Source organism: Streptomyces sp. (assembly GCF_031178505.1).
Taxonomy (GTDB): domain Bacteria; phylum Actinomycetota; class Actinomycetes; order Streptomycetales; family Streptomycetaceae; genus Streptomyces; species Streptomyces gulbargensis.
This window is the reverse complement of sequence record NZ_JAPSIW010000052.1, coordinates 1-17,872: the sequence shown is the minus strand read 5'-3', so window position 1 is coordinate 17,872 and position 17,872 is coordinate 1. Positions and strand designations below refer to the sequence as shown.

Below are 17,872 nucleotides of genomic sequence, written 5' to 3'. Positions count from 1 at the left end.
CGACCGACCCCGCGAACCCGCCCGCACGGGCGCTGCCGCTCGACCCCTCCGTCGCCCCGCCCGGCGCCCGCGCCTTCCGGGACGCCGGAGCGCTGCCCGCCGACCGGTGGCACGCCGACCAGCGCGGCGAGACCCTCGTCCCCACCCACTGCTGCTTCTGCGGGGTCCAGTGCGGCATGTACCTGCGGGTCGACCACGCCGGCAAGGTCTTCGGCGTCGAACCCCGCAACCACGACATCAACCGCATGCGGCTCTGTCCCAAAGGCATCAACGCCTACCAGCAGGTCAACCACCCCGACCGGCTCACCCGCCCGCTGCTCCGCCGCCACCGCGACGAGGAGTTCCGCGAGGTCTCCTGGGAGGAGGCCCTCGACCACACCGCCGCCGAGATCCGCCGCGTCCAGGGGGAGTACGGCAACGACGCCTTCGGCGTCCTCGGCGGGGCGAGCCTGTACTCGGAGAAGACCTATCTCGTCGGCAAGTTCGCCCGGGTCGCGCTGAAGACCCGGCACGTCGACTACAACGGGCGTCTGTGCATGGTCTCCGCCGCCGGTGCCAACAAGCTCGCCTTCGGCATCGACCGGGCCGGCAACCCCTTCTCCGACATCCTCCTCACCGACTGCCTCCTCATCGCCGGCTCCAACGTCGGCGAGTGCTTCCCCGTCATGACGCAGTACGTGTGGGGAGCCCGCGACCGGGGCGCCACCCTCATCGTCGTCGACCCGCGCGAGACGGCCGTCGCCCGCACCGCCGACATCCACGTCGCCCTCAGACCGGGGACCGACTCCGCCTTCTTCAACGCCGTCCTGCACGTGGTCGTCGCCGAGGGCCTCACCGACGAGGCCTACCTCGCCGCCCACACCACCGGCTGGGACGAGGTCAGGGCGACCGTCGCCCAGTACCCGCCGTCCCGCGCCGCGCGGATCTGCGGTGTCCCGGAGGAGCAGATCGTCCAGGTGGCCCGCCTCTTCGCCGGCGCCGAGAAGGCGATGGCCTGGCACGCCCGGGGCATCGAGCACCACTCCCAGGGCGTCGAGAACTGTCTCTCGGTCATCAACCTCTGCGTCGCCACCGGCAACATCGGCCGGCCCGGCGCCGGCTACGGCACCATCACCGGCCAGGGCAACGGCCAGGGCGGCCGGGAGCACGGCCAGAAGTCCGACCTCCTGCCCGGCGGACGCTCCATCTCCGACCCCGAGCACCGCCGCCAGATCTGCGAGATCTGGGGCATCGACGAGGCCGAACTGCCGCCCGCCGGCACCTCCATGATGGAAATGGTCTGGCAGATGCGGCGCCAGGAGATCCGCGGTCTCATCGGCATCTGCAACAACCCCTTCGTCTCCCTCCCCCACCACGCCACCGTCAAGGAGGGCTACGACACCCTCCAGTTCCACGCCCAGCTCGACTTCTTCCTCTCCGAGACCGCCGCCAACGCCCACGTCGTCCTCCCCGTCACCGTCTGGGCCGAGGACGAAGGCGTCATGGCCAACGCCGAGGCCCGGGTCGTCAAGCACAACAAGGCCCAGGAGCCCCCGGCGGGCGTCCGCACCGACACCTGGGTCATCCGCGAACTCGCCCGCCGGCTCGGCGCCGGGGACAAGTTCGACTTCCCCGACTCCCGCTCGGTCTTCGAGGAACTCCGCGTCGCCTCCGCCGGCACCGTCAACGACTACTACGGCATCACCTACGAGCGCCTGGAGGAGACCGGCGGCATCGCCTGGCCCTGTCCCTCCACCGACCACCCGGGCACCCCCCGCCTCTTCGAGGACGGCAGGACCTACCACCCCGACGGCAAGATCCACCTCCAGGTCGTCGAATGGCATCCGCCCATGGACCCGTACAGCGAGGAGTTCCCGCTCTCGCTGACCACCGGCCGCACCGTCGCCCACTTCCTCTCCGGAAACCAGACCCGCCGTCTGGGCGCCCTCGTCGAACAGACCCCCCGCCCGTGGGTCGAGGTCCACCCCTCCCACGGCTTCGGCAACGGCGACCCCGTCCGCGTCGTCACCCGCCGCGGCAGCGCCGTCTTCCCCGCCCTGGTCACCGAGGCCATCCGCCCGGACACGGTCTTCGTCCCCTACCACTGGCCCGTCCCCACCGCCGCCAACACCCTGACCATCGACGCCCTCGACCCGCGCTCCAAGATCCCCGAGTACAAGGTGTGCGCCGCCCGCGTCGAACCCGCCGAACGCGTCGACCAGGTCCCCCCGCCCCCCACCGCCCCCGGGCGCACCGCCGACCCGGAGACCCAGGTCTCCCGCACCGACCCCCTGCCCCCCACGGCCCCGCAGGGCCGGGGCACCGCCGAGAGGAGCTGAGCCACCGATGATGGGCCGCACCCTCTTCATCGACCCGGGCCGCTGCATCGGCTGCCAGGCCTGTGTCTCCGCCTGCCGCGAATGCGACTCCCACCGGGGGAAGTCGATGATCCACTTGGACTACCCCGACGAGGGCCGTTCCGTCGCCTCCCTCCCCACCGTCTGCATGCACTGCGAGGACCCGGTCGCCCCCTGCGCCGAGGTCTGCCCCGCCGACGCCATCCTGGTCACCGCCGACGGGGTGGTGCAGGAGGCCGACACCACCCGCTGCATCGGCTGCGCCAACTGCGTCAACGCCTGCCCCTTCGGCGTACCGAAGATCGACCTGGGCGCCAAGCTCCAGATGAAGTGCAACCTCTGCTACGACCGCACCTCCTACGGACTCGCCCCGATGTGCGCCACCGTCTGCCCCACCGGTGCCCTCTTCTACGGCACCCTCGACGAACTCCGCACCGAACGCCCCGGCGTCCAGGTCGCCGACTCCTTCACCTTCGGCTCGACCACCGTCACCACCGGCGTCGCCATGGTCGTCCCGGCCGACAAGGTCGAGTGGCCCGTCCCCGGCGGCCTGCCGGTCGTGGAGATCAACGGAAAGGACGTCCGGTGAGCGTGACCGACCCGCAGCCGCCGGCCCCGGGATCCGCCGACGCCGCGCAGGAGGCGCTGCACGACCGGATCGCCGCCGACTCCCTCACCACCCGCCGCGACTACCTGCGCATCGTCGCCACCGTCTCCGGCGGTCTGGCCGTCGGCGGGGTCGCCGTCGCCTCCGGCGTCCTCCACCGGCACGGCGACGGCGAGGGACCGCCCGAGCCGAGGAGGATCGCCGACCGGATCGCGCCGGGGGAGTCGCTCGCCTTCCGCTACCCCGGGGCCGAGGACCGGGCGATCGCCGTCCGCATGGACGACGGCACCCTCGCCGGCTACTCCGCCGTCTGCACCCACCTCGCCTGCGCGGTCCTGTGGCGCAGGGACCGGGGCGGCGAGGGCGAGTTGTACTGCCCCTGCCACGAAGGCGTCTTCGACGCCCGCACCGGAGCCGTCACCGCGGGCCCGCCACCCCGCGCGCTGCCGAAGGTGCTGCTCCAGGAGCGGGAGGACGGCAGCGTCTGGGCGATCGGCACGGCCCGCTCCGGCGAGGACGCCCGCGAGGCCCTCTGCCGGCAGCAGGGCGGCGACACGGCCCTCTGCCGGAACGCCTCCGCCCCGGCCGAAGGGAGCGACCGCCCGTGACCGCACCGCGCTTTCCCCGCGATCCGCGGGCCCCGCGCCCGCCCGCCTACACCCCCGGCAGCGCCGAGCCGCGGCTCAACCGGCCCGTCCGCGAGCGCTATCCGCAGCTCCGCCCGACCAGCGGCTACGGCGACCCCCGGACCCGGCACACCGGGCCCGGCCCGGGCGCGGGCACGGAACAGGAGCCGGAGCGCTCCTCGAAACTGTCGGCCCGTCTGGCACTGGCGCTCACCGTGGTCGCCGGCCAGCTCTGGGGCCTGACGGTGGTGGTGGACGAGTGGATGGCCGGTGACACCGGCACCGCCTGGTGGGGCGCCGGCTTCCTCGTCCTGTCGTTCCTGGTGGTGCTCGGACTGTGGGCGCTCGACCCGGACGACCGCTGACCCGCACCCGCCCGGCCGGGCGGGTGCGGGGCGGGACCCGCGGCGTACCCTGAAGACATGAGCACCGCCCCCGCCCACGGCCCGCGAGACGCGAAGCAGTCCGGCGAACACTCCGAGAACACTCCGAAGCCGGCACTCGTCTTCGACGATCCGCTGGACCAGCAGTCCGCGGACGACACGGACCGCGGGTGGGGCGAGCGGCCTCCCGCCGGCGGCGACAGCGCCGCCGACCTCGCGCGCTTCCTCGACGAGAAGCCGCCGCACCACCTCTGAGATCCCCGCGCCGCGCGGGTCAGGAGGTGGGGTGCGCCCCCGAACCCCCGGCGGAGCCGGTGCCCGGGCCCGAGCCCGTCCCAGGGACGGGACCGCGCTGGGCCACGAGGTGGTCGCGGATCTCCTTCAGGACCTCCAGCTCGCTGATCTCCATGGTCTCCTGGACGCCTTCCTTCGCCTTGTCGTGCGCGGCGCGCCTGGCGAGGACCTTCGCCATCGGCAGGACCATCAGGAAGTAGACGACGGCCGCCGTGATCAGGAAGCTGAGGACGGCGCTGAGCACGGTGCCCCACATGATCGGGATGCCGGAGACCGCGTTCCCCGCGTCGTCGATCCGGCAGGGGCCCTTCAGACAGGACTGGTAGCTCTCCAGGTCCTTCGTGCCGAAGGCCCCCACCAGCGGGTTGATGACGCCCTTGACCACCGAGTTCACGATGTTGGTGAACGCGGCACCGATGACGACCGCCACCGCGAGATCGATCACGTTGCCGCGCATCAGGAAGGCCTTGAAGCCCGCCATCACGCTTTCCTTCTTCTCGGCCACCAAGGTGCCTTTCGTCGCGAGTACTGCAGTGTGCGCAGTCATTAGGCCGCCTGGGCCGCAGAAACGTCCAATCCGTACACCCGTGAAGGTGAATCAACGGCGGGGCGACGAGCGTCAGCACAGGACCACCGCCAACGAGGACGTGACGCCGGCACCGGCCAGCGCCACCGCCGTCGACCGGGGCACGGACAGGACGACCAGCGCCCCCGCGTCCGGCCGGGCCGCGTTCCCGGGCGGTACCGCGGCCACCCGGGCGCCCCGCGCCACCACCCGCGCCGCGCCGCCCCCGCCGAGGGCCGTCGACGGCGCGGCGATCACGTCGACCCGGTCGCCGGGCCGCAGCAGCCGTACGGTCGCGGCGTCCGCGATCCGTACCGGCGCGGACACCGGCCGCGCGGCCCCGGACGCCCGGGCCGCGGGCACGGCGGCCGTCGCGGGCTCGGGCCCGGGCGGGGGAGGAGGGCTTCCGCCCGCGACGGCGAGGGAGGCGGCCGCGAGTGCCAGGAGCGCCGCCGGAAGCACCCGCCCCCGGCGCGGCCCCGCCCTCCCCGCGCCACCGCGCCCGAGCCGCGGCCGGCCCCGCCTCCCGCCCCGTACCCGCAACGGCGCGAAGGCCGGCACCGCGCACGGCGGCGGAACGGACGACGACGGGACGGCGAAAACGGAGGAGGAGAGCGAGGAGGACAGTGAGGCAGGGGAGGGCGAGGGAAGGGAACCCGGAAGGCCGGGGGTGAGGAGCTCGGGCTCCACTGCGCGTACGGACACCACGGGGCACACCGCCTGTTCGGTCGGAGGAGTCGGGAACGTACCGACGCACCGCCCGCACGGGCGGCCCGTCGCCCCTCACTCTCCTCGCCGCGCCCGTCCCCCGCTCCGGCCTGTGGACCGGCCCGCGCCTGTGGAAAACCCCTTCACCCGCAGGGGTGAAGGGGCAGAACGCCGAGGGCCCCGCCGCACATCGCGACGGGGCCCTCGGCAGGACGGGGATCGGCTCAGGCGGCCGAGGTGGAGCTGCTCGCACCGGACGACGACGTCGACGCGGCCGGCTTCGTGTCCGAGGAGGACGAGGCCGACGGGGTCGAGGACGCCGAGCCCGTGGAGGACTTCGACGCGCCGGACGACGCCGGCGAGCTGCTGGACGAGGAGCCGCGGCTGTCGTTCCGGTAGAAGCCGGAACCCTTGAAGACGATGCCGACGGCCGAGAACACCTTCTTCAGGCGGCCCTTGCAGCTGGGGCATTCGGTCAGCGCGTCATCGGTGAACTTCTGCACCGCCTCGAGGCCCTCGCCGCACTCGGTGCACTGGTACTGGTAGGTCGGCACGTGTCTTCCTCCTGGCACTCACACTCATCGAGTGCTAACGACGATCCATACTGACGTATTCCGCCGGTTCAGTCCACCGCCACCGGGACTCGGTGACCGACACCACGTGCCGCGACCCGGCTCGCCTCGCGCGGGTTGAGCCGCGAGCGGAGCGCCAGCAGGGTCACCAGGGCGAGCGCCGTGCCCGCCATCGGCACCAGGAAACCGGTGCTCGCGCCGTGGGCGTCGGCCAGGCGGCCGGCGACCGTGACGGCCGCGGCCTGGCCGAGCGCGACGGCGCCGGTGAGCCAGGTGAAGGCCTCCGTACGGGCCGAGGCCGGGATCAGCGTCTCGACGATGGTGTAGCCGGTGATCAGGGCCGGGGCGATGCACAGGCCGACGACCAGGCCGAGCGCGCCGAGCAGGAGCACGGAGTGCGCCGTCCACAGCAGGGAGGCGGCGGCCGTGAGGCCCGCGTAGCCCAGGATGAGGCGGCGGCGGGGCCCGATCTTCCAGGCGACGGCGCCCATGGCGACGCCGGCGAGCATGTTGCCCGCGGCGAAGATGCCGTACAGCACGCCGTTGGCGCCGGGGTTGCCGATCTCCTCCGTGAAGGCGGTGAGGGAGACCTGCATGCCGCCGAAGACCGAGCCGATGCCGAGGAAGGCGACGATCAGGACGCGGACGCCGGGGATGGACAGGGCGGAGCGGTGCGGCTCGTCGCCGTGCGCGGCCGCGGCGACCGCCCCGTGGGCGGGCTGGGTGGCGCGCTGGGCGGCGAAGAACAGACCGCCGACGAGGGTGAGGCCGGCCTCGGCGATCAGGCCCGCGGCCGGGTGGACGCCGGTGCACAGGGCGGTGGCGAGGACCGGGCCGACGACGAAGGTGAACTCGTCCGTGACCGATTCGAAGGCGGCGGAGGTCTGCATGAGCGGCGTGCCGTCGAGCTTGGCGGCCCAGCGTGCCCGGACCATCGGACCGACCTGCGGCACCGAGGCACCGGCGGGGACGGCGGCCAGGAACAGGACCCACAGCGGGGCGCCGCCCAGGGCCAGGGCGACGAGCAGGGAGACCGAGGCCGCGTGGACCAGGACGCCCGGGATCAGGACGGCGCGCTGGCCGAAGCGGTCGGCGAGCTTGCCGCTCTGCGGCGCGAAGAGCGCCATGGAGACGCCGGTGGCGGCGGCGACGGCGCCCGCGCTGCCGTACGAGCCGGTGGTGTGCTGGACGAGCAGGACGATGCCGATGGTCAGCATCGCGAACGGCTGCCGGGCGGCGAAGCCGGGGATCAGGAAGGAGAGCGCACCGGGGGTGCGCAGCAGCTGCCCGTAGCCGGGCCGCTTCCCGGAGGAGTTGACCGTGGACGCCACGGTCCTTGCCTTTCTGCCGCCTGGTAGCGCGCCCGGCACGGTGGTGCCGATGTCGCCGAGAGCTGTCCTCTTGCGCGGAACTGCGGTAGATACCGGGCCGGCCCCACTGCGGGGAGGGGCGCCACGGCCGCCATACGGTCGCGCCAGCTCTGCGTCAGGCAGAGTTGGTTCGATCAGGTGTGCCTTCATGGTACAGGGGAGGAGCGTCCTCCCGCCTGGGAAACGCCCCCGCCCCTCTTTCCATGCCTGGTTTTCGTGCCCGAATCCGGGGATGTGCGCCGCTCCCGCCGTGGCGCACGTCACGCGGAGCCGGAAGGCCGCCCTAGCGCGGGCCCCGGGTGCTCCGCTTCCCCTGCCCCGCCTTCGGCGGCTTTCCGCGTCCGGCCTTCGACGGCTTCCGCCTGCGGGTCCCCGGCAGGCGGAAGCGGGTCGGGGTGGTCGTGACCTCGGTCCTGCCGTCGCCCGTGCCGAGCCAGCCGGCCAGCTTGCCGCCCTGTCCGACCGCCCGGAGCCGGCGCTCGGTCGCGTCCCGCACCGGGTCGGTGGCGACCACGAGGAGCTCGTCGCCGTGCCGCAGGACGGTGGTCGGCCCGGGCACGAAGCTGGCCTCCTCGCGTACGACGAGGGTGACGGCGGCTCCCGGCGGCAGGCGCAGTTCACCGACCTCCACGCCGTGCATCCGCGAGCCGTCCGGGATCGCGACGGAGAGCAGGTGTCCGCGCAGCCGCTCCAGCGGGGCGGACTCGACGCCCAGGTCGGAGGCCCCGGCGTTGTCGCCGAGCTTGAGGGCCTTGGCGAGCCACGGCAGCGTCGGGCCCTGGACGAGGGTGTAGACGACGACGAGGACGAAGACGATGTTGAAGATCCGTTCGCTGCCCTCGATCTGCGCCACCATCGGGATGGTGGCGAGGATGATGGGCACCGCGCCGCGCAGGCCGGCCCAGGACATCAGCGCCTGCTCCTGCCAGGGGATGCGGAAGGGCAGCAGGCTGACCAGCACCTCCATGGGCCGGGCGACCATCGTCAGGACCAGGCCGATGACGACGGCCGGCCAGAAGTCGTTGATCAGCTCGTGCGGGGTGACGAGCAGCCCGAGCAGGACGAACATGCCGATCTGGGCGATCCAGCCGAGCCCCTCGGCGAACCCCCGGTTGGCGGGGGCGTGCGGCAGCTTGGCGTTGCCGAGGACCATCGAGGCGAGGTAGACGGCGAGGAAGCCGGATCCGTGGGCGAGGGCGCCGGCCGCGTAGGCGACGACGGCGATGGCCATGACGGCGATCGGGTAGAGGCCGGAGGCGGGCAGGGCGACGTGCCGGAGGCCGTAGGCGCCGAGGAAGCCGACCGTGAGGCCGATGGCGACGCCGATGGCGAGTTCGAGGGCGATGGTGCCGACGAGGACGTACCAGTGGTCGACCGGTCCCGCGGTGGAGAAGGCGACGACGAGGATGACGACCGGGGCGTCGTTGAAGCCGGACTCGGCCTCCAGGACACCGGTGACCCGCGAGGGCAGGGGCACCTTGCGCAGGACGGAGAAGACGGCGGCGGCGTCGGTCGAGGAGACGACCGCGCCGATGATGAGCGCCTGCCGCCACTCCAGGCCGACGAGGTAGTGGGCGCCCGCGGCGGTGATGCCGACGCTGACGGCGACGCCGAGGGTGGAGAGGACGACCGCGGTGGGCAGGGCCGGCCGGATCTCCTTCCACTTCGTGCCGAGGCCGCCCTCGGCGAGGATCACGACGAGGGCCGCGTAGCCGATGACCTGCGTCAGCTCGGCGTTGTCGAAGGCGACACCGCCGACGCCGTCCTGGCCCATCGCGATGCCGATCCCCAGGTACAGCAGGAGGCTGGGGAGCCCGCTGCGGGAGGAGATCCGTACGGCCGCGACGGCGATGAGCAGCACGAGGGAACAGATGAGCAGGAGTTCGTTGAGCTGGTGGACAGTCAGTGCCGTTCCTTCCCCTCGCACGCCAGCCGGATCGTTCCTCCAGCGGCCGGTACTTCGTTACCTTACCTAATCTTTAACGTTTTCTTGACGCCGTCTTTGCCTGCCCTCGCTCATCCGTACGGTTCTCTTCCTGACACCGCGTCCGAGGCGTCCGGGTGCTGCGCCTAAGGTTGCTCCCGTACTCCAGGACCACCCTGCCCCTCGAAGGACAGCGATGCCCTCCAACACGACCGCGCCCCCCGCCAAGAAGAAAGGGCGGCGTGCCCGCCTGCTCCTCCTCGTCCTGGTCCTCGCGCTGGTCGCGGGCTTCGGGGCCGGCGGTTACTGGGGTGTGAGCACCGTCCGGGGCTCGTTCCCGCAGACGACGGGCGAGATCCGGCTCGACGCCCTGTCCGGCGACGTCGAGGTCAAGCGGGACGCCAACGGAGTCCCGCAGATCTACGCCGACAACGAGGCGGACCTCTTCCGCGCCCAGGGCTACGTCCAGGCGCAGGACCGCTTCTACGAGATGGACGTCCGCCGGCACATGACCGCGGGCCGTCTCTCCGAGATGTTCGGCGAGAGCCAGGTCGACACGGACGCCTTCCTGCGGACCCTCGGCTGGCGCCGGGTCGCGCAGGAGGAGTACGACAAGCGCCTGTCGCCGGAGACGAAGAAGTATCTCCAGGCGTACGCGGAGGGCGTCAACGCCTATCTCAAGGACCGGGACCCGTCCGACGTCTCCGTCGAGTACGCGGCGCTCTCCTTCTCCCACGACTACACCATCGAGCCGTGGACCCCGGTCGACTCGGTGGCCTGGCTCAAGGCCATGGCGTGGGACCTGCGCGGCAACATGCAGGACGAGATCGACCGCTCGCTGCTCACCAGCCGGCTGTCCGCGGCCCAGATCAAGCAGCTGTACCCGGAGTACCCGTACGCCCTGCACCAGCCGATCGTGGACCGGGGCGCCGTCGACGACTCGACGGGCGCCTTCGACCCGAAGTCCGGCTCCGGCGAGAGCGGCACCTCCGAGGACTCCGGCACGGGCACGGGCACGGACAGCGGCATCGGTACGGACACGGGGACCGGCTCAGGGACCGGCACCGGCTCCGGTGCCGACGCGCAGTCCGCGCTCGGCGCCCAGTCCCAGCTCGGCGCGCTCTCCGAGGTCCTCGACTCCGTCCCGTCGCTCCTCGGCCCGAACGGCAACGGCATCGGCTCCAACTCCTGGGTCGTCGCCGGGCGCTACACCACCTCCGGCAAGCCGCTCCTCGCCAACGACCCGCACCTCGCGCCGCAGCTGCCGTCCCTCTGGTACCAGATGGGCCTGCACTGCCGCTCCGTCTCGGCCACCTGCCGCTACGACGTTGCCGGCTACACCTTCTCCGGCATGCCCGGCGTGGTCATCGGTCACAACGACTCCATCGCCTGGGGCCTCACCAACCTCGGCGCCGACGTCACCGACCTCTACCTGGAGAAGATCGGCCCGAACGGCTACCTCGTCGACGGCAAGGTCCGCCCCTTCACCACCCGCGAGGAGACGATCAGGATCGCGGGCGGCGGGAGCCGTACGATCACCGTCCGCTCCACCGGCAACGGACCGCTCGTCTCCGACCGTTCCACCGAGCTGGAGAAGGTCGGCCAGACCGCCCCCGTCGGCAACTCCGCCCCGGACCGCGCCACCGGCTACGGCGTCTCCCTCCAGTGGACCGCGCTGCAGCCCGGCCGCTCCATGGACGCCATCTTCGCGCTCAACCGGGCGAAGGACTTCCCCGAGTTCCGGGCCGCCGCCAAGTTCTTCGAGGTCCCCTCCCAGAACCTGATCTACGCCGACACCGAGGGCCACATCGGCTACCAGGCCCCGGGCCGGATCCCGCAGCGCGCCAAGGGCGACGGCACCCTGCCCGCGCCCGGCTGGGACTCGAGGTACAAGTGGAAGGGCTACATTCCCTTCGAGCAGCTGCCCTACGAGTACGACCCGGACCGCGGCTACATCGTCACCGCCAACCAGGCCGTGATCGACCCGAAGACCTACCCGGACCTGCTCACCAAGGACTGGGGCTACGGCGCGCGCAGCCAGCGGATCAACGACCTCATCGAGTCGAAGATCAAGGACGGCGGCAAGATCTCGCCGGACGACATGCGGACCATGCAGACCGACAACCGCAGCCAGATCGCGGCCCTGCTCAACCCGCTCCTGCTGAAGATCGACATCTCCGACCCGTACGTCCGCGAGGCGCAGAAGCTCCTGGAGGGCTGGGACTACACGCAGGAGCCGGACTCGGCCGCCGCCGCCTACTTCAACGCGGTCTGGCGCAACGTCCTCAAGCTGGCCTTCGGCAACAAGCTGCCCAGGGAGGTGCGTGCCGAGGGCGACTGCATCAACGTGATCCCGGCCGACGCCACCGGCCCGGTCGACGAGCAGCGCGAGCCGGTCCGCGAGTGCGGCGAGCGCGACGCGGACTCGGCGCAGCCGGACGGCGGCGACCGCTGGTACGAGGTGGTCCGCCCGCTCCTGAAGCAGGAGAGGAACGACTGGTGGAAGACGCCCGGCAGCCGTACCGACGCGGCCACCGAGACCCGTGACCAGCTGCTCGCCCGGGCCATGAAGGACGCCCGCTGGGAGCTGACCGCCAAGCTCGGCAAGGACGTCTCCACCTGGAGCTGGGGCCGGCTGCACCAGCTGACGCTGGAGAACCAGACCCTCGGCACCGCCGGGCCCGGCGCCGTGCGCAAGCTCCTCAACCGCGGCCCCTGGAACCTGGGCGGCGGCGAGGCGGCGGTCGACGCCACCGGCTGGAACGCGGCCGGCGGCTACGAGGTCGTCTGGGTGCCGTCGATGCGGATGGTCGTCAACGTCGGCGACTGGGACAGGTCCCGCTGGGTCAACCTGACCGGCGCCTCCGGGCACGCCTTCCACGACCACTACACCGACCAGACGGACACGTGGGCGAAGGGCGAGCTGTACGACTGGCCGTTCGGCAAGGAGGCGGTCGCCGCGGCGACCGAGGACACGCTGACGCTGAAGCCGTAGGAGCGGCCGGGCGGTCCCGGGCCGGGGACCACCCGCACGGCCGCCCGGCCCGGAGCCTCCGGGGCACGGGCGGTCAGGCCGCCGGCCCCGCCGGCCGGAAGCGCGTCACCCCCTCGGGGGTGACCACCGCGTGCACGGGGTGGTCGTGGGGTTCCTCCGGGACCCGGGCGACCACCTCGTTCGCGTACAGGAGCACCACGAGGGCCGGGTCGGCGCCCGCCCGGGCGAGCCGGGCGAGGACCCGGTCGTACGAGCCGCCGCCCCGGCCGAGCCGCATGCCCCGCCCGTCCACGGCGAGCCCCGGCAGCAGCACGGCGTCGGCGGCGCACACCGCCTCGGGACCGAGCCGGGGGCCGGCCGGTTCGAGCAGCCCGCGACCCGCCTTCGCCAGCGCCCCCGGCCCCTCGTACTCCGCCCAGTCCAGGTCGTTGTCGGGCAGCAGGACCGGCAGCAGGACCCGTACCCCGCGCTCGCGCAGCGCGTCGAGCAGGGCGCGCGTGCCGGGCTCGCGGCCCACCGACACATAGGCGGCGACGGTGGACGCCCCGGCCAGCTCGGCCAGTTCGAGGCCGTGCTCGGCGAGCGCCGCGGACGTCCGTCCGAGGGACTCGGCGGACAGCGCGGCGCGCGCGTCGAGCAGGCGGCGGCGCAACAGGGTCTTCTCGGACAACTCCGCGGTCATGACGGCCTCACGTGAACTTCGCGAACCTCTCGTAACTGTCTTTATGCGGGCGAAGTTAATCGGATCCACATCTTCCCCTCATTCCCAACCGTTAAGGTGCACGGCATGACTCAGTCGTTCCCCAGCCTCGGCCGGATCAGCAAGGCTGTCATCCCGGCCGCCGGCCTCGGCACCCGCTTCCTCCCGGCGACCAAGGCGACGCCGAAGGAGATGCTGCCGGTCGTCGACAAGCCGGCGATCCAGTACGTCGTCGAGGAGGCCGTCGCGGCCGGCCTCACCGACGTGCTCATGATCACCGGCCGGAACAAGCGGCCCCTGGAGGACCACTTCGACCGCAACTACGAGCTGGAGGAGGCCCTCAGCCGCAAGGGGGACGACGAGCGCCTCTCCAAGGTCCAGGAGTCCAACGACCTCGCGACCATGCACTACGTACGCCAGGGCGCCCCCCGCGGCCTCGGCCACGCGGTGCTGTGCGCGGCCCCGCACGTCGGCGACCAGCCGTTCGCGGTGCTCCTCGGCGACGACCTGATCGATCCGCGCGATCCGCTGCTCGCGCGGATGGTGGAGGTCCAGGAGCGGGAGGGCGGCAGCGTGATCGCGCTGATGGAGGTCGACCCGGCGCAGATCCACCAGTACGGCTGCGCGGCGGTCGAGGCGACGGTCGACTCCGACGTGGTGAAGGTGACGGGCCTGGTCGAGAAGCCGGAGCCGCACGAGGCCCCCAGCAACTACGCGATCATCGGCCGGTACGTGCTCGACCCGGCCGTCTTCGGGATGCTGCGGGAGACCGAGCCGGGCCGGGGCGGGGAGATCCAGCTGACCGACGCCCTGCAGAAGCTGACCACGGACGAGAAGATCGGCGGGCCGGTCCACGGCGTCGTGTTCAAGGGCCGCCGGTACGACACCGGCGACCGGGGTGACTATCTGCGTGCCATTGTCAGACTCGCGTGCGAGCGTGAAGATCTGGGACCGGACTTCCGGGCCTGGCTCCGGAGATACGTCAGCGAGGAGATGTAGGACCTTGAGCAGCAGCACGGCACCCTCCCCCGGCCCCGCCCACGACCACGGGCACGACCACGGGCAGGGTGCCGCCGACCCGTGCGCCGGCCCGGCGCGCGGGCTGTGGTCGGTGGACGAGCACCTGGCCGACATCCTCGCGACGGTCCGTCCGCTCGAACCGATCGAGCTCCAGCTGCTCGACGCCCAGGGCTGCGTCCTCGTCGAGGACGTGACGGTGCCGGCCGCGCTGCCGCCCTTCGACAACAGCTCCATGGACGGGTACGCGGTCCGGGTCGCCGACGTCGCTGGCGCCACCGAGGAGTTCCCCGCCGTGCTCACGGTGATCGGGGACGTCGCCGCCGGCGCGGACGGGCTGCCCACCGTCGGCCCCGGCGAGGCCGCCCGCATCATGACCGGCGCCCCGCTGCCCCCCGGCGCCGAGGCCGTCGTCCCGGTCGAGTGGACCGACGGCGGTACGGGCGGGGGCGCGGCCGCCGGGATGCGCTCCGCGCGCACCGCCCCGGAGGGCGCCGGAGGCACGGTCCGGGTGCACCGTTCCGCCGAGGCCCGCGCCCATGTGCGCGCCGCCGGGAGCGACGTGAAGGCGGGGGAGCTCGCGCTCGCGGCGGGCACGGTCCTGGGGCCGCCGCAGATCGGGCTGCTCGCCGCCATCGGCCGGGGCACGGTGAAGGTCCGGCCGCGTCCCCGGGTGGTCGTCATCTCCACCGGCAGCGAGCTGGTCCAGCCCGGCGAGGAGCTGGGCCCGGGCCGGATCCACGACTCCAACAGCTTCGCCCTGGCGGCGGCGGCGCGTGACGCGGGCGCCCTCGCCTACCGGGTGGGCGCGGTCACCGACGACGCCGACGCGCTGCGCGACATGATCGAGGACCAGCTGATCCGGGCCGATCTGATCGTCACCACGGGTGGTGTGAGCGTCGGCGCGTACGACGTGGTGAAGGAGGCGCTGACCGCCGACGGCCAGGTCGACTTCCGGAAGCTGGCGATGCAGCCGGGCAAGCCGCAGGGCTTCGGCGCGATCGGCCCGGAGCAGGTGCCGCTCCTCGCGCTGCCGGGCAACCCGGTCTCCTCGTACGTCTCCTTCGAACTGTTCGTGCGGCCCGCCATCCGGGCCCTGCGGGGCCTTGAGGACCTCCACCGGCCGCGTGTGCGGGCGGAGCTCGCCGCCCAAGGACCGCTGACGTCACCCGCGGGGCGCCGCCAGTTCCTCCGGGGGACGTACGACGCGGAGGCGGGCACCGTCACCCCCGTGGGCGGTGCCGGCTCCCACCTGATCGCGGCGCTGGCACGGGCGGACGCCCTGATCGTCGTACCGGAGGAGACGGAGTCGGTGGCGCCGGGCGAGGAGCTGGACGTGGTCCTCCTCGGCTGAGAAGGGGGAGGTGGGGGTACGGTGTCGTCCCACACAGCGACCGGGAGTGTCACGGCCATGAGCACGCAGCAAGGACTCACCCACATCGACGAGGCGGGTGCGGCCCGCATGGTCGACGTCTCCGCGAAGGACGTCACGGCCCGCACCGCGCGGGCCAGCGGACGGGTCCTCGTCTCGCCCCGCGTGATCGAGCTGCTGCGCGGCGAGGGCGTCCCGAAGGGCGACGCGCTCGCCACCGCCCGCATCGCCGGGATCATGGGCGCCAAGAAGACCCCCGACCTCGTCCCGCTCTGCCACCCGCTGGCCCTCTCGGGCGTCACCCTGGACCTGCGCGTCGCCGACGACGCGGTGGAGATCCTGGCGACGGTCAGGACCACGGACCGTACGGGCGTCGAGATGGAGGCCCTGACGGCGGTGTCGGTGGCGGCCCTGACCGTCGTCGACATGGTGAAGGCGGTCGACAAGGGCGCGGTCATCTCCGACGTGCGGGTGGAGGAGAAGACCGGCGGCAAGTCGGGCGACTGGACGCGGAGCGCCTCGTGACGCGGGCGGGCAGGGTCGCGGGCGCCCACGAGGAGCACACGGAGCCGGCCGCCCCTTCGGAAGCCCCGGCCGCCGCCTACCGGGCCCTGGTGGTGACGGCCTCCAACCGCGCCTCGGCGGGCGTCTACGAGGACAAGGGCGGTCCGCTGATCGCCGAGGGCCTGAGCCGGATGCGGTTCGCCGTGGACGGCCCCCGGGTCGTCCCCGACGGCGCCCCCGTCGAGGCGGCCCTGCGCGAGGGCGTCGCCGCCGGGTACGACGTGATCGTGACGACCGGCGGCACGGGCATCTCGCCCACCGACGCGACGCCCGAGGCGACCCGCCGGGTCCTGGAGCGGGAGATCCCCGGCATCCCGGAGGCCATCCGCGCGTACGGCCGCGAGAAGGTCCCCACGGCCGCGCTCTCCCGGGGCCTCGCCGGTGTCGCGGGCGGCACGCTGATCGTGAACCTGCCCGGTTCGACGGGCGGGGTACGGGACGGGCTCGCCGTCCTGGAGCCGCTGCTGCGGCACGCGGTGGACCAGATCCGGGGCGGCGACCATCCCAGACCGGAGGAAGCGGGCGCGACGTCATGATCCCGTCCTGGCCCGTGGTCCTGGTCGACGGCGACGTGCTGCTGCGCCCGATAAAGATGCGGGACCAGCGGGCCTGGCGCGAGGTGAACCGCCGTAACCGCGAGTGGCTGCGGCCCTGGGAGGCGACGGTGCCGCCGCCCGCGCCGGGCGCCCCGGCCGGCCGCCGCCCGACGTACCGTCAGATGGTGCGCCATCTGCGGTCGGAGGCGAACGCGGGCCGGATGCTCCCCTTCGTCATCGAGTACCAGGGGCGGCTCGTCGGCCAGTTGACGGTGGCCGGGATCACCTGGGGCTCGATGTGCTCGGGCCACGTGGGCTACTGGGTCGACCGCGAGGTCGCGGGGCGCGGGGTGATGCCGACGGCGGTGGCGCTCGCCGTCGACCACTGCTTCCGTTCGGTCGGACTGCACCGGATGGAGGTCTGCATCCGTCCCGAGAACGGGCCTTCGCGGCGGGTCGTGGAGAAGCTCGGATTTCGTGAGGAGGGGCTGCGTCCGCGCTATCTCCACATCGACGGGGCGTGGCGTGACCACCTGGTCTACGCGCTGACTGCGGAGGAAGTGCCGGAGGGGCTGGTGCGGCGCTGGCACCTGGCACGACGTCAGCACCCCGCACAATAAAATAAGTGTTCGAATTTCATCGTCAGTTGAACACCAATCGATCTGAACAATCACAAAAAAGTTCAGTGATATCAGCCAGATCGTGCGACACACCGGGCCAATTGGCCGATGCCCGTCTCCGAACCCCTCTACGGTGTGAGACGTGAGCAGCAGCGGCCTCATCTACGCAGTCATCGTCGGGGCCTGGGCCGCCTACCTGGTGCCGATGTGGCTCCGCCGGCAGGACGAGCTGAACGAAGCCCGTCCCACGGAACGCTTCAGCACCGCCATCCGGCTGCTGTCCGGACGGGCGGGCATGGAGCGCCGGTACGCCAAGGAGCTCAGGGAGCGGGACCGGACGGCGGACGGAGCAGTACCCGACGTGGACCCGGACGCGGTGACCGAGCATCTCAGCTCGGTCGACGTCCGGGCCTTCTCCGCGCCCGCGGCCAGGACCGAAGCGCGCCTGGAACTCCCGGAGCAGGCCGGCCCCCCGGAGGCCGCCGAGCCCGAACCGGCCCGCGACCGGCCCGCCCGGCTCCGCCGCGGCGCCGCCGAACGCGCCCGCCGCGGCAGAGTCCTCGCCCGTCGCCGGCGCACCATCACCGTCCTCTTCATCGCCTTCACCCTCGGCGCGATCGTCGCCGCGGTCGGCGGCGTCACCTTCCTGTGGGCACCGGGCGTCCCGGCGGTGCTGCTGAGCG

The 17,872-nt window shown here is 72.8% G+C and carries 16 protein-coding genes and 2 pseudogenes; 12 read left to right on the top strand and 6 right to left on the bottom strand.

Going from position 1 to position 17,872, the window contains the following annotated elements; genetic code table 11:
- Positions 1-32 precede the first annotated feature (32 nt).
- From RIF68_RS06930 to RIF68_RS06910, 5 genes and pseudogenes are all read left to right on the top strand, one after another.
- The gene (locus RIF68_RS06930; RefSeq protein WP_309050245.1) at positions 33-2,318 is read left to right on the top strand and encodes a molybdopterin oxidoreductase family protein; all 2,286 of its coding nucleotides are present in this window, start codon (positions 33-35) and stop codon (positions 2,316-2,318) included.
- Positions 2,319-2,325: 7 nt separating this feature from the next.
- Entirely contained in the window at positions 2,326-2,925 is a 600-nt protein-coding gene (locus tag RIF68_RS06925; protein ID WP_309050241.1) for a 4Fe-4S dicluster domain-containing protein, read from the top strand.
- Positions 2,922-3,576 (top strand): annotated as a pseudogene (locus RIF68_RS06920) (ubiquinol-cytochrome c reductase iron-sulfur subunit); the annotation flags it as partial. The gene RIF68_RS06925 and the pseudogene RIF68_RS06920, both read left to right, overlap by 4 nt.
- A complete protein-coding gene (locus RIF68_RS06915; protein WP_309050239.1) occupies positions 3,548-3,934 on the top strand; it encodes a hypothetical protein in 387 nt (128 codons plus the stop codon). The pseudogene RIF68_RS06920 and the gene RIF68_RS06915, both read left to right, overlap by 29 nt.
- A gap of 57 nt (positions 3,935-3,991) precedes the next feature.
- A complete protein-coding gene (locus RIF68_RS06910) occupies positions 3,992-4,207 on the top strand; it encodes a hypothetical protein (protein WP_309050238.1) in 216 nt (71 codons plus the stop codon).
- A 19-nt stretch (positions 4,208-4,226) separates the two neighbouring features.
- Here RIF68_RS06910 and mscL read toward each other — a convergent pair whose 3' ends face one another.
- The 5 genes from mscL to RIF68_RS06885 all read right to left on the bottom strand — a co-directional run bounded on the left by mscL (position 4,227) and on the right by RIF68_RS06885 (position 9,322).
- Positions 4,227-4,751 carry a large conductance mechanosensitive channel protein MscL gene (mscL, locus tag RIF68_RS06905; protein ID WP_309050237.1) on the bottom strand — a complete coding sequence of 175 codons (525 nt, stop codon included), beginning with the start codon at positions 4,749-4,751 and terminating at the stop codon, positions 4,227-4,229.
- A gap of 114 nt (positions 4,752-4,865) precedes the next feature.
- A complete protein-coding gene (locus RIF68_RS06900) occupies positions 4,866-5,138 on the bottom strand; it encodes a hypothetical protein (protein ID WP_309050236.1) in 273 nt (90 codons plus the stop codon).
- 605 nt (positions 5,139-5,743) lie between these two features.
- Positions 5,744-6,073 (bottom strand): FmdB family zinc ribbon protein, encoded by a 330-nt coding sequence (locus RIF68_RS06895; RefSeq protein ID WP_309050235.1) that lies wholly within the window; start codon positions 6,071-6,073, stop codon positions 5,744-5,746.
- Between the two features lie 68 nt (positions 6,074-6,141).
- Complete coding sequence (locus tag RIF68_RS06890) at positions 6,142-7,422, bottom strand: MFS transporter (RefSeq protein ID WP_309050234.1); 1,281 nt, start codon at positions 7,420-7,422, stop codon at positions 6,142-6,144.
- A 322-nt stretch (positions 7,423-7,744) separates the two neighbouring features.
- Positions 7,745-9,322 (bottom strand): potassium/proton antiporter, encoded by a 1,578-nt coding sequence (locus RIF68_RS06885; RefSeq protein WP_309050244.1) that lies wholly within the window; start codon positions 9,320-9,322, stop codon positions 7,745-7,747.
- A 259-nt stretch (positions 9,323-9,581) separates the two neighbouring features.
- On the opposite strand from RIF68_RS06885, the gene RIF68_RS06880 reads away from it, so the two are divergent.
- The gene (locus RIF68_RS06880; RefSeq protein WP_309050233.1) at positions 9,582-12,380 is read left to right on the top strand and encodes a penicillin acylase family protein; all 2,799 of its coding nucleotides are present in this window, start codon (positions 9,582-9,584) and stop codon (positions 12,378-12,380) included.
- A gap of 73 nt (positions 12,381-12,453) precedes the next feature.
- On the opposite strand, the gene RIF68_RS06875 is transcribed toward RIF68_RS06880, so the two are convergent.
- A complete protein-coding gene (locus RIF68_RS06875; protein ID WP_309050232.1) occupies positions 12,454-13,062 on the bottom strand; it encodes a 5-formyltetrahydrofolate cyclo-ligase in 609 nt (202 codons plus the stop codon).
- A 105-nt stretch (positions 13,063-13,167) separates the two neighbouring features.
- Between RIF68_RS06875 and galU the strand changes: the two genes are divergently transcribed.
- From galU to RIF68_RS06845, 6 genes and pseudogenes are all read left to right on the top strand, one after another.
- Positions 13,168-14,079 (top strand): UTP--glucose-1-phosphate uridylyltransferase GalU, encoded by a 912-nt coding sequence (gene galU / locus RIF68_RS06870; RefSeq protein WP_309050231.1) that lies wholly within the window; start codon positions 13,168-13,170, stop codon positions 14,077-14,079.
- A gap of 103 nt (positions 14,080-14,182) precedes the next feature.
- Entirely contained in the window at positions 14,183-15,451 is a 1,269-nt protein-coding gene (gene glp / locus RIF68_RS06865) for a gephyrin-like molybdotransferase Glp (RefSeq protein WP_309050243.1), read from the top strand.
- Positions 15,452-15,508: 57 nt separating this feature from the next.
- Entirely contained in the window at positions 15,509-15,994 is a 486-nt protein-coding gene (moaC, locus tag RIF68_RS06860; RefSeq protein WP_309050230.1) for a cyclic pyranopterin monophosphate synthase MoaC, read from the top strand.
- On the top strand, positions 15,991-16,569 hold the full coding sequence (locus RIF68_RS06855) for a molybdenum cofactor biosynthesis protein B (RefSeq protein ID WP_375165681.1): 579 nt from the start codon (positions 15,991-15,993) through the stop codon (positions 16,567-16,569). Before moaC ends, RIF68_RS06855 begins: the two co-directional genes overlap by 4 nt.
- Positions 16,566-17,189 carry a GNAT family protein gene (locus RIF68_RS06850; protein WP_309050229.1) on the top strand — a complete coding sequence of 208 codons (624 nt, stop codon included), beginning with the start codon at positions 16,566-16,568 and terminating at the stop codon, positions 17,187-17,189. The genes RIF68_RS06855 and RIF68_RS06850 overlap by 4 nt, the downstream gene beginning before the upstream one ends.
- Before the next feature lie 142 nt (positions 17,190-17,331).
- Positions 17,332-17,872: pseudogene (locus tag RIF68_RS06845) on the top strand (hypothetical protein); the annotation flags it as partial.

What these genes read in the sequence shown, in the direction of transcription:
- RIF68_RS06925 (WP_309050241.1), top strand. Translation starts at nt 2,326, where the DNA reads ATGATGGGCCGCACCCTCTTCATCGACCCGGGCCGCTGCATCGGCTGC.
- RIF68_RS06910 (WP_309050238.1), top strand. Translation starts at nt 3,992, where the DNA reads ATGAGCACCGCCCCCGCCCACGGCCCGCGAGACGCGAAGCAGTCCGGC.
- RIF68_RS06880 (WP_309050233.1), top strand. Translation starts at nt 9,582, where the DNA reads ATGCCCTCCAACACGACCGCGCCCCCCGCCAAGAAGAAAGGGCGGCGT.
- RIF68_RS06875 (WP_309050232.1), bottom strand. Translation starts at nt 13,062, where the DNA reads ATGACCGCGGAGTTGTCCGAGAAGACCCTGTTGCGCCGCCGCCTGCTC.
- galU (WP_309050231.1), top strand. Translation starts at nt 13,168, where the DNA reads ATGACTCAGTCGTTCCCCAGCCTCGGCCGGATCAGCAAGGCTGTCATC.
- moaC (WP_309050230.1), top strand. Translation starts at nt 15,509, where the DNA reads ATGAGCACGCAGCAAGGACTCACCCACATCGACGAGGCGGGTGCGGCC.
- RIF68_RS06850 (WP_309050229.1), top strand. Translation starts at nt 16,566, where the DNA reads ATGATCCCGTCCTGGCCCGTGGTCCTGGTCGACGGCGACGTGCTGCTG.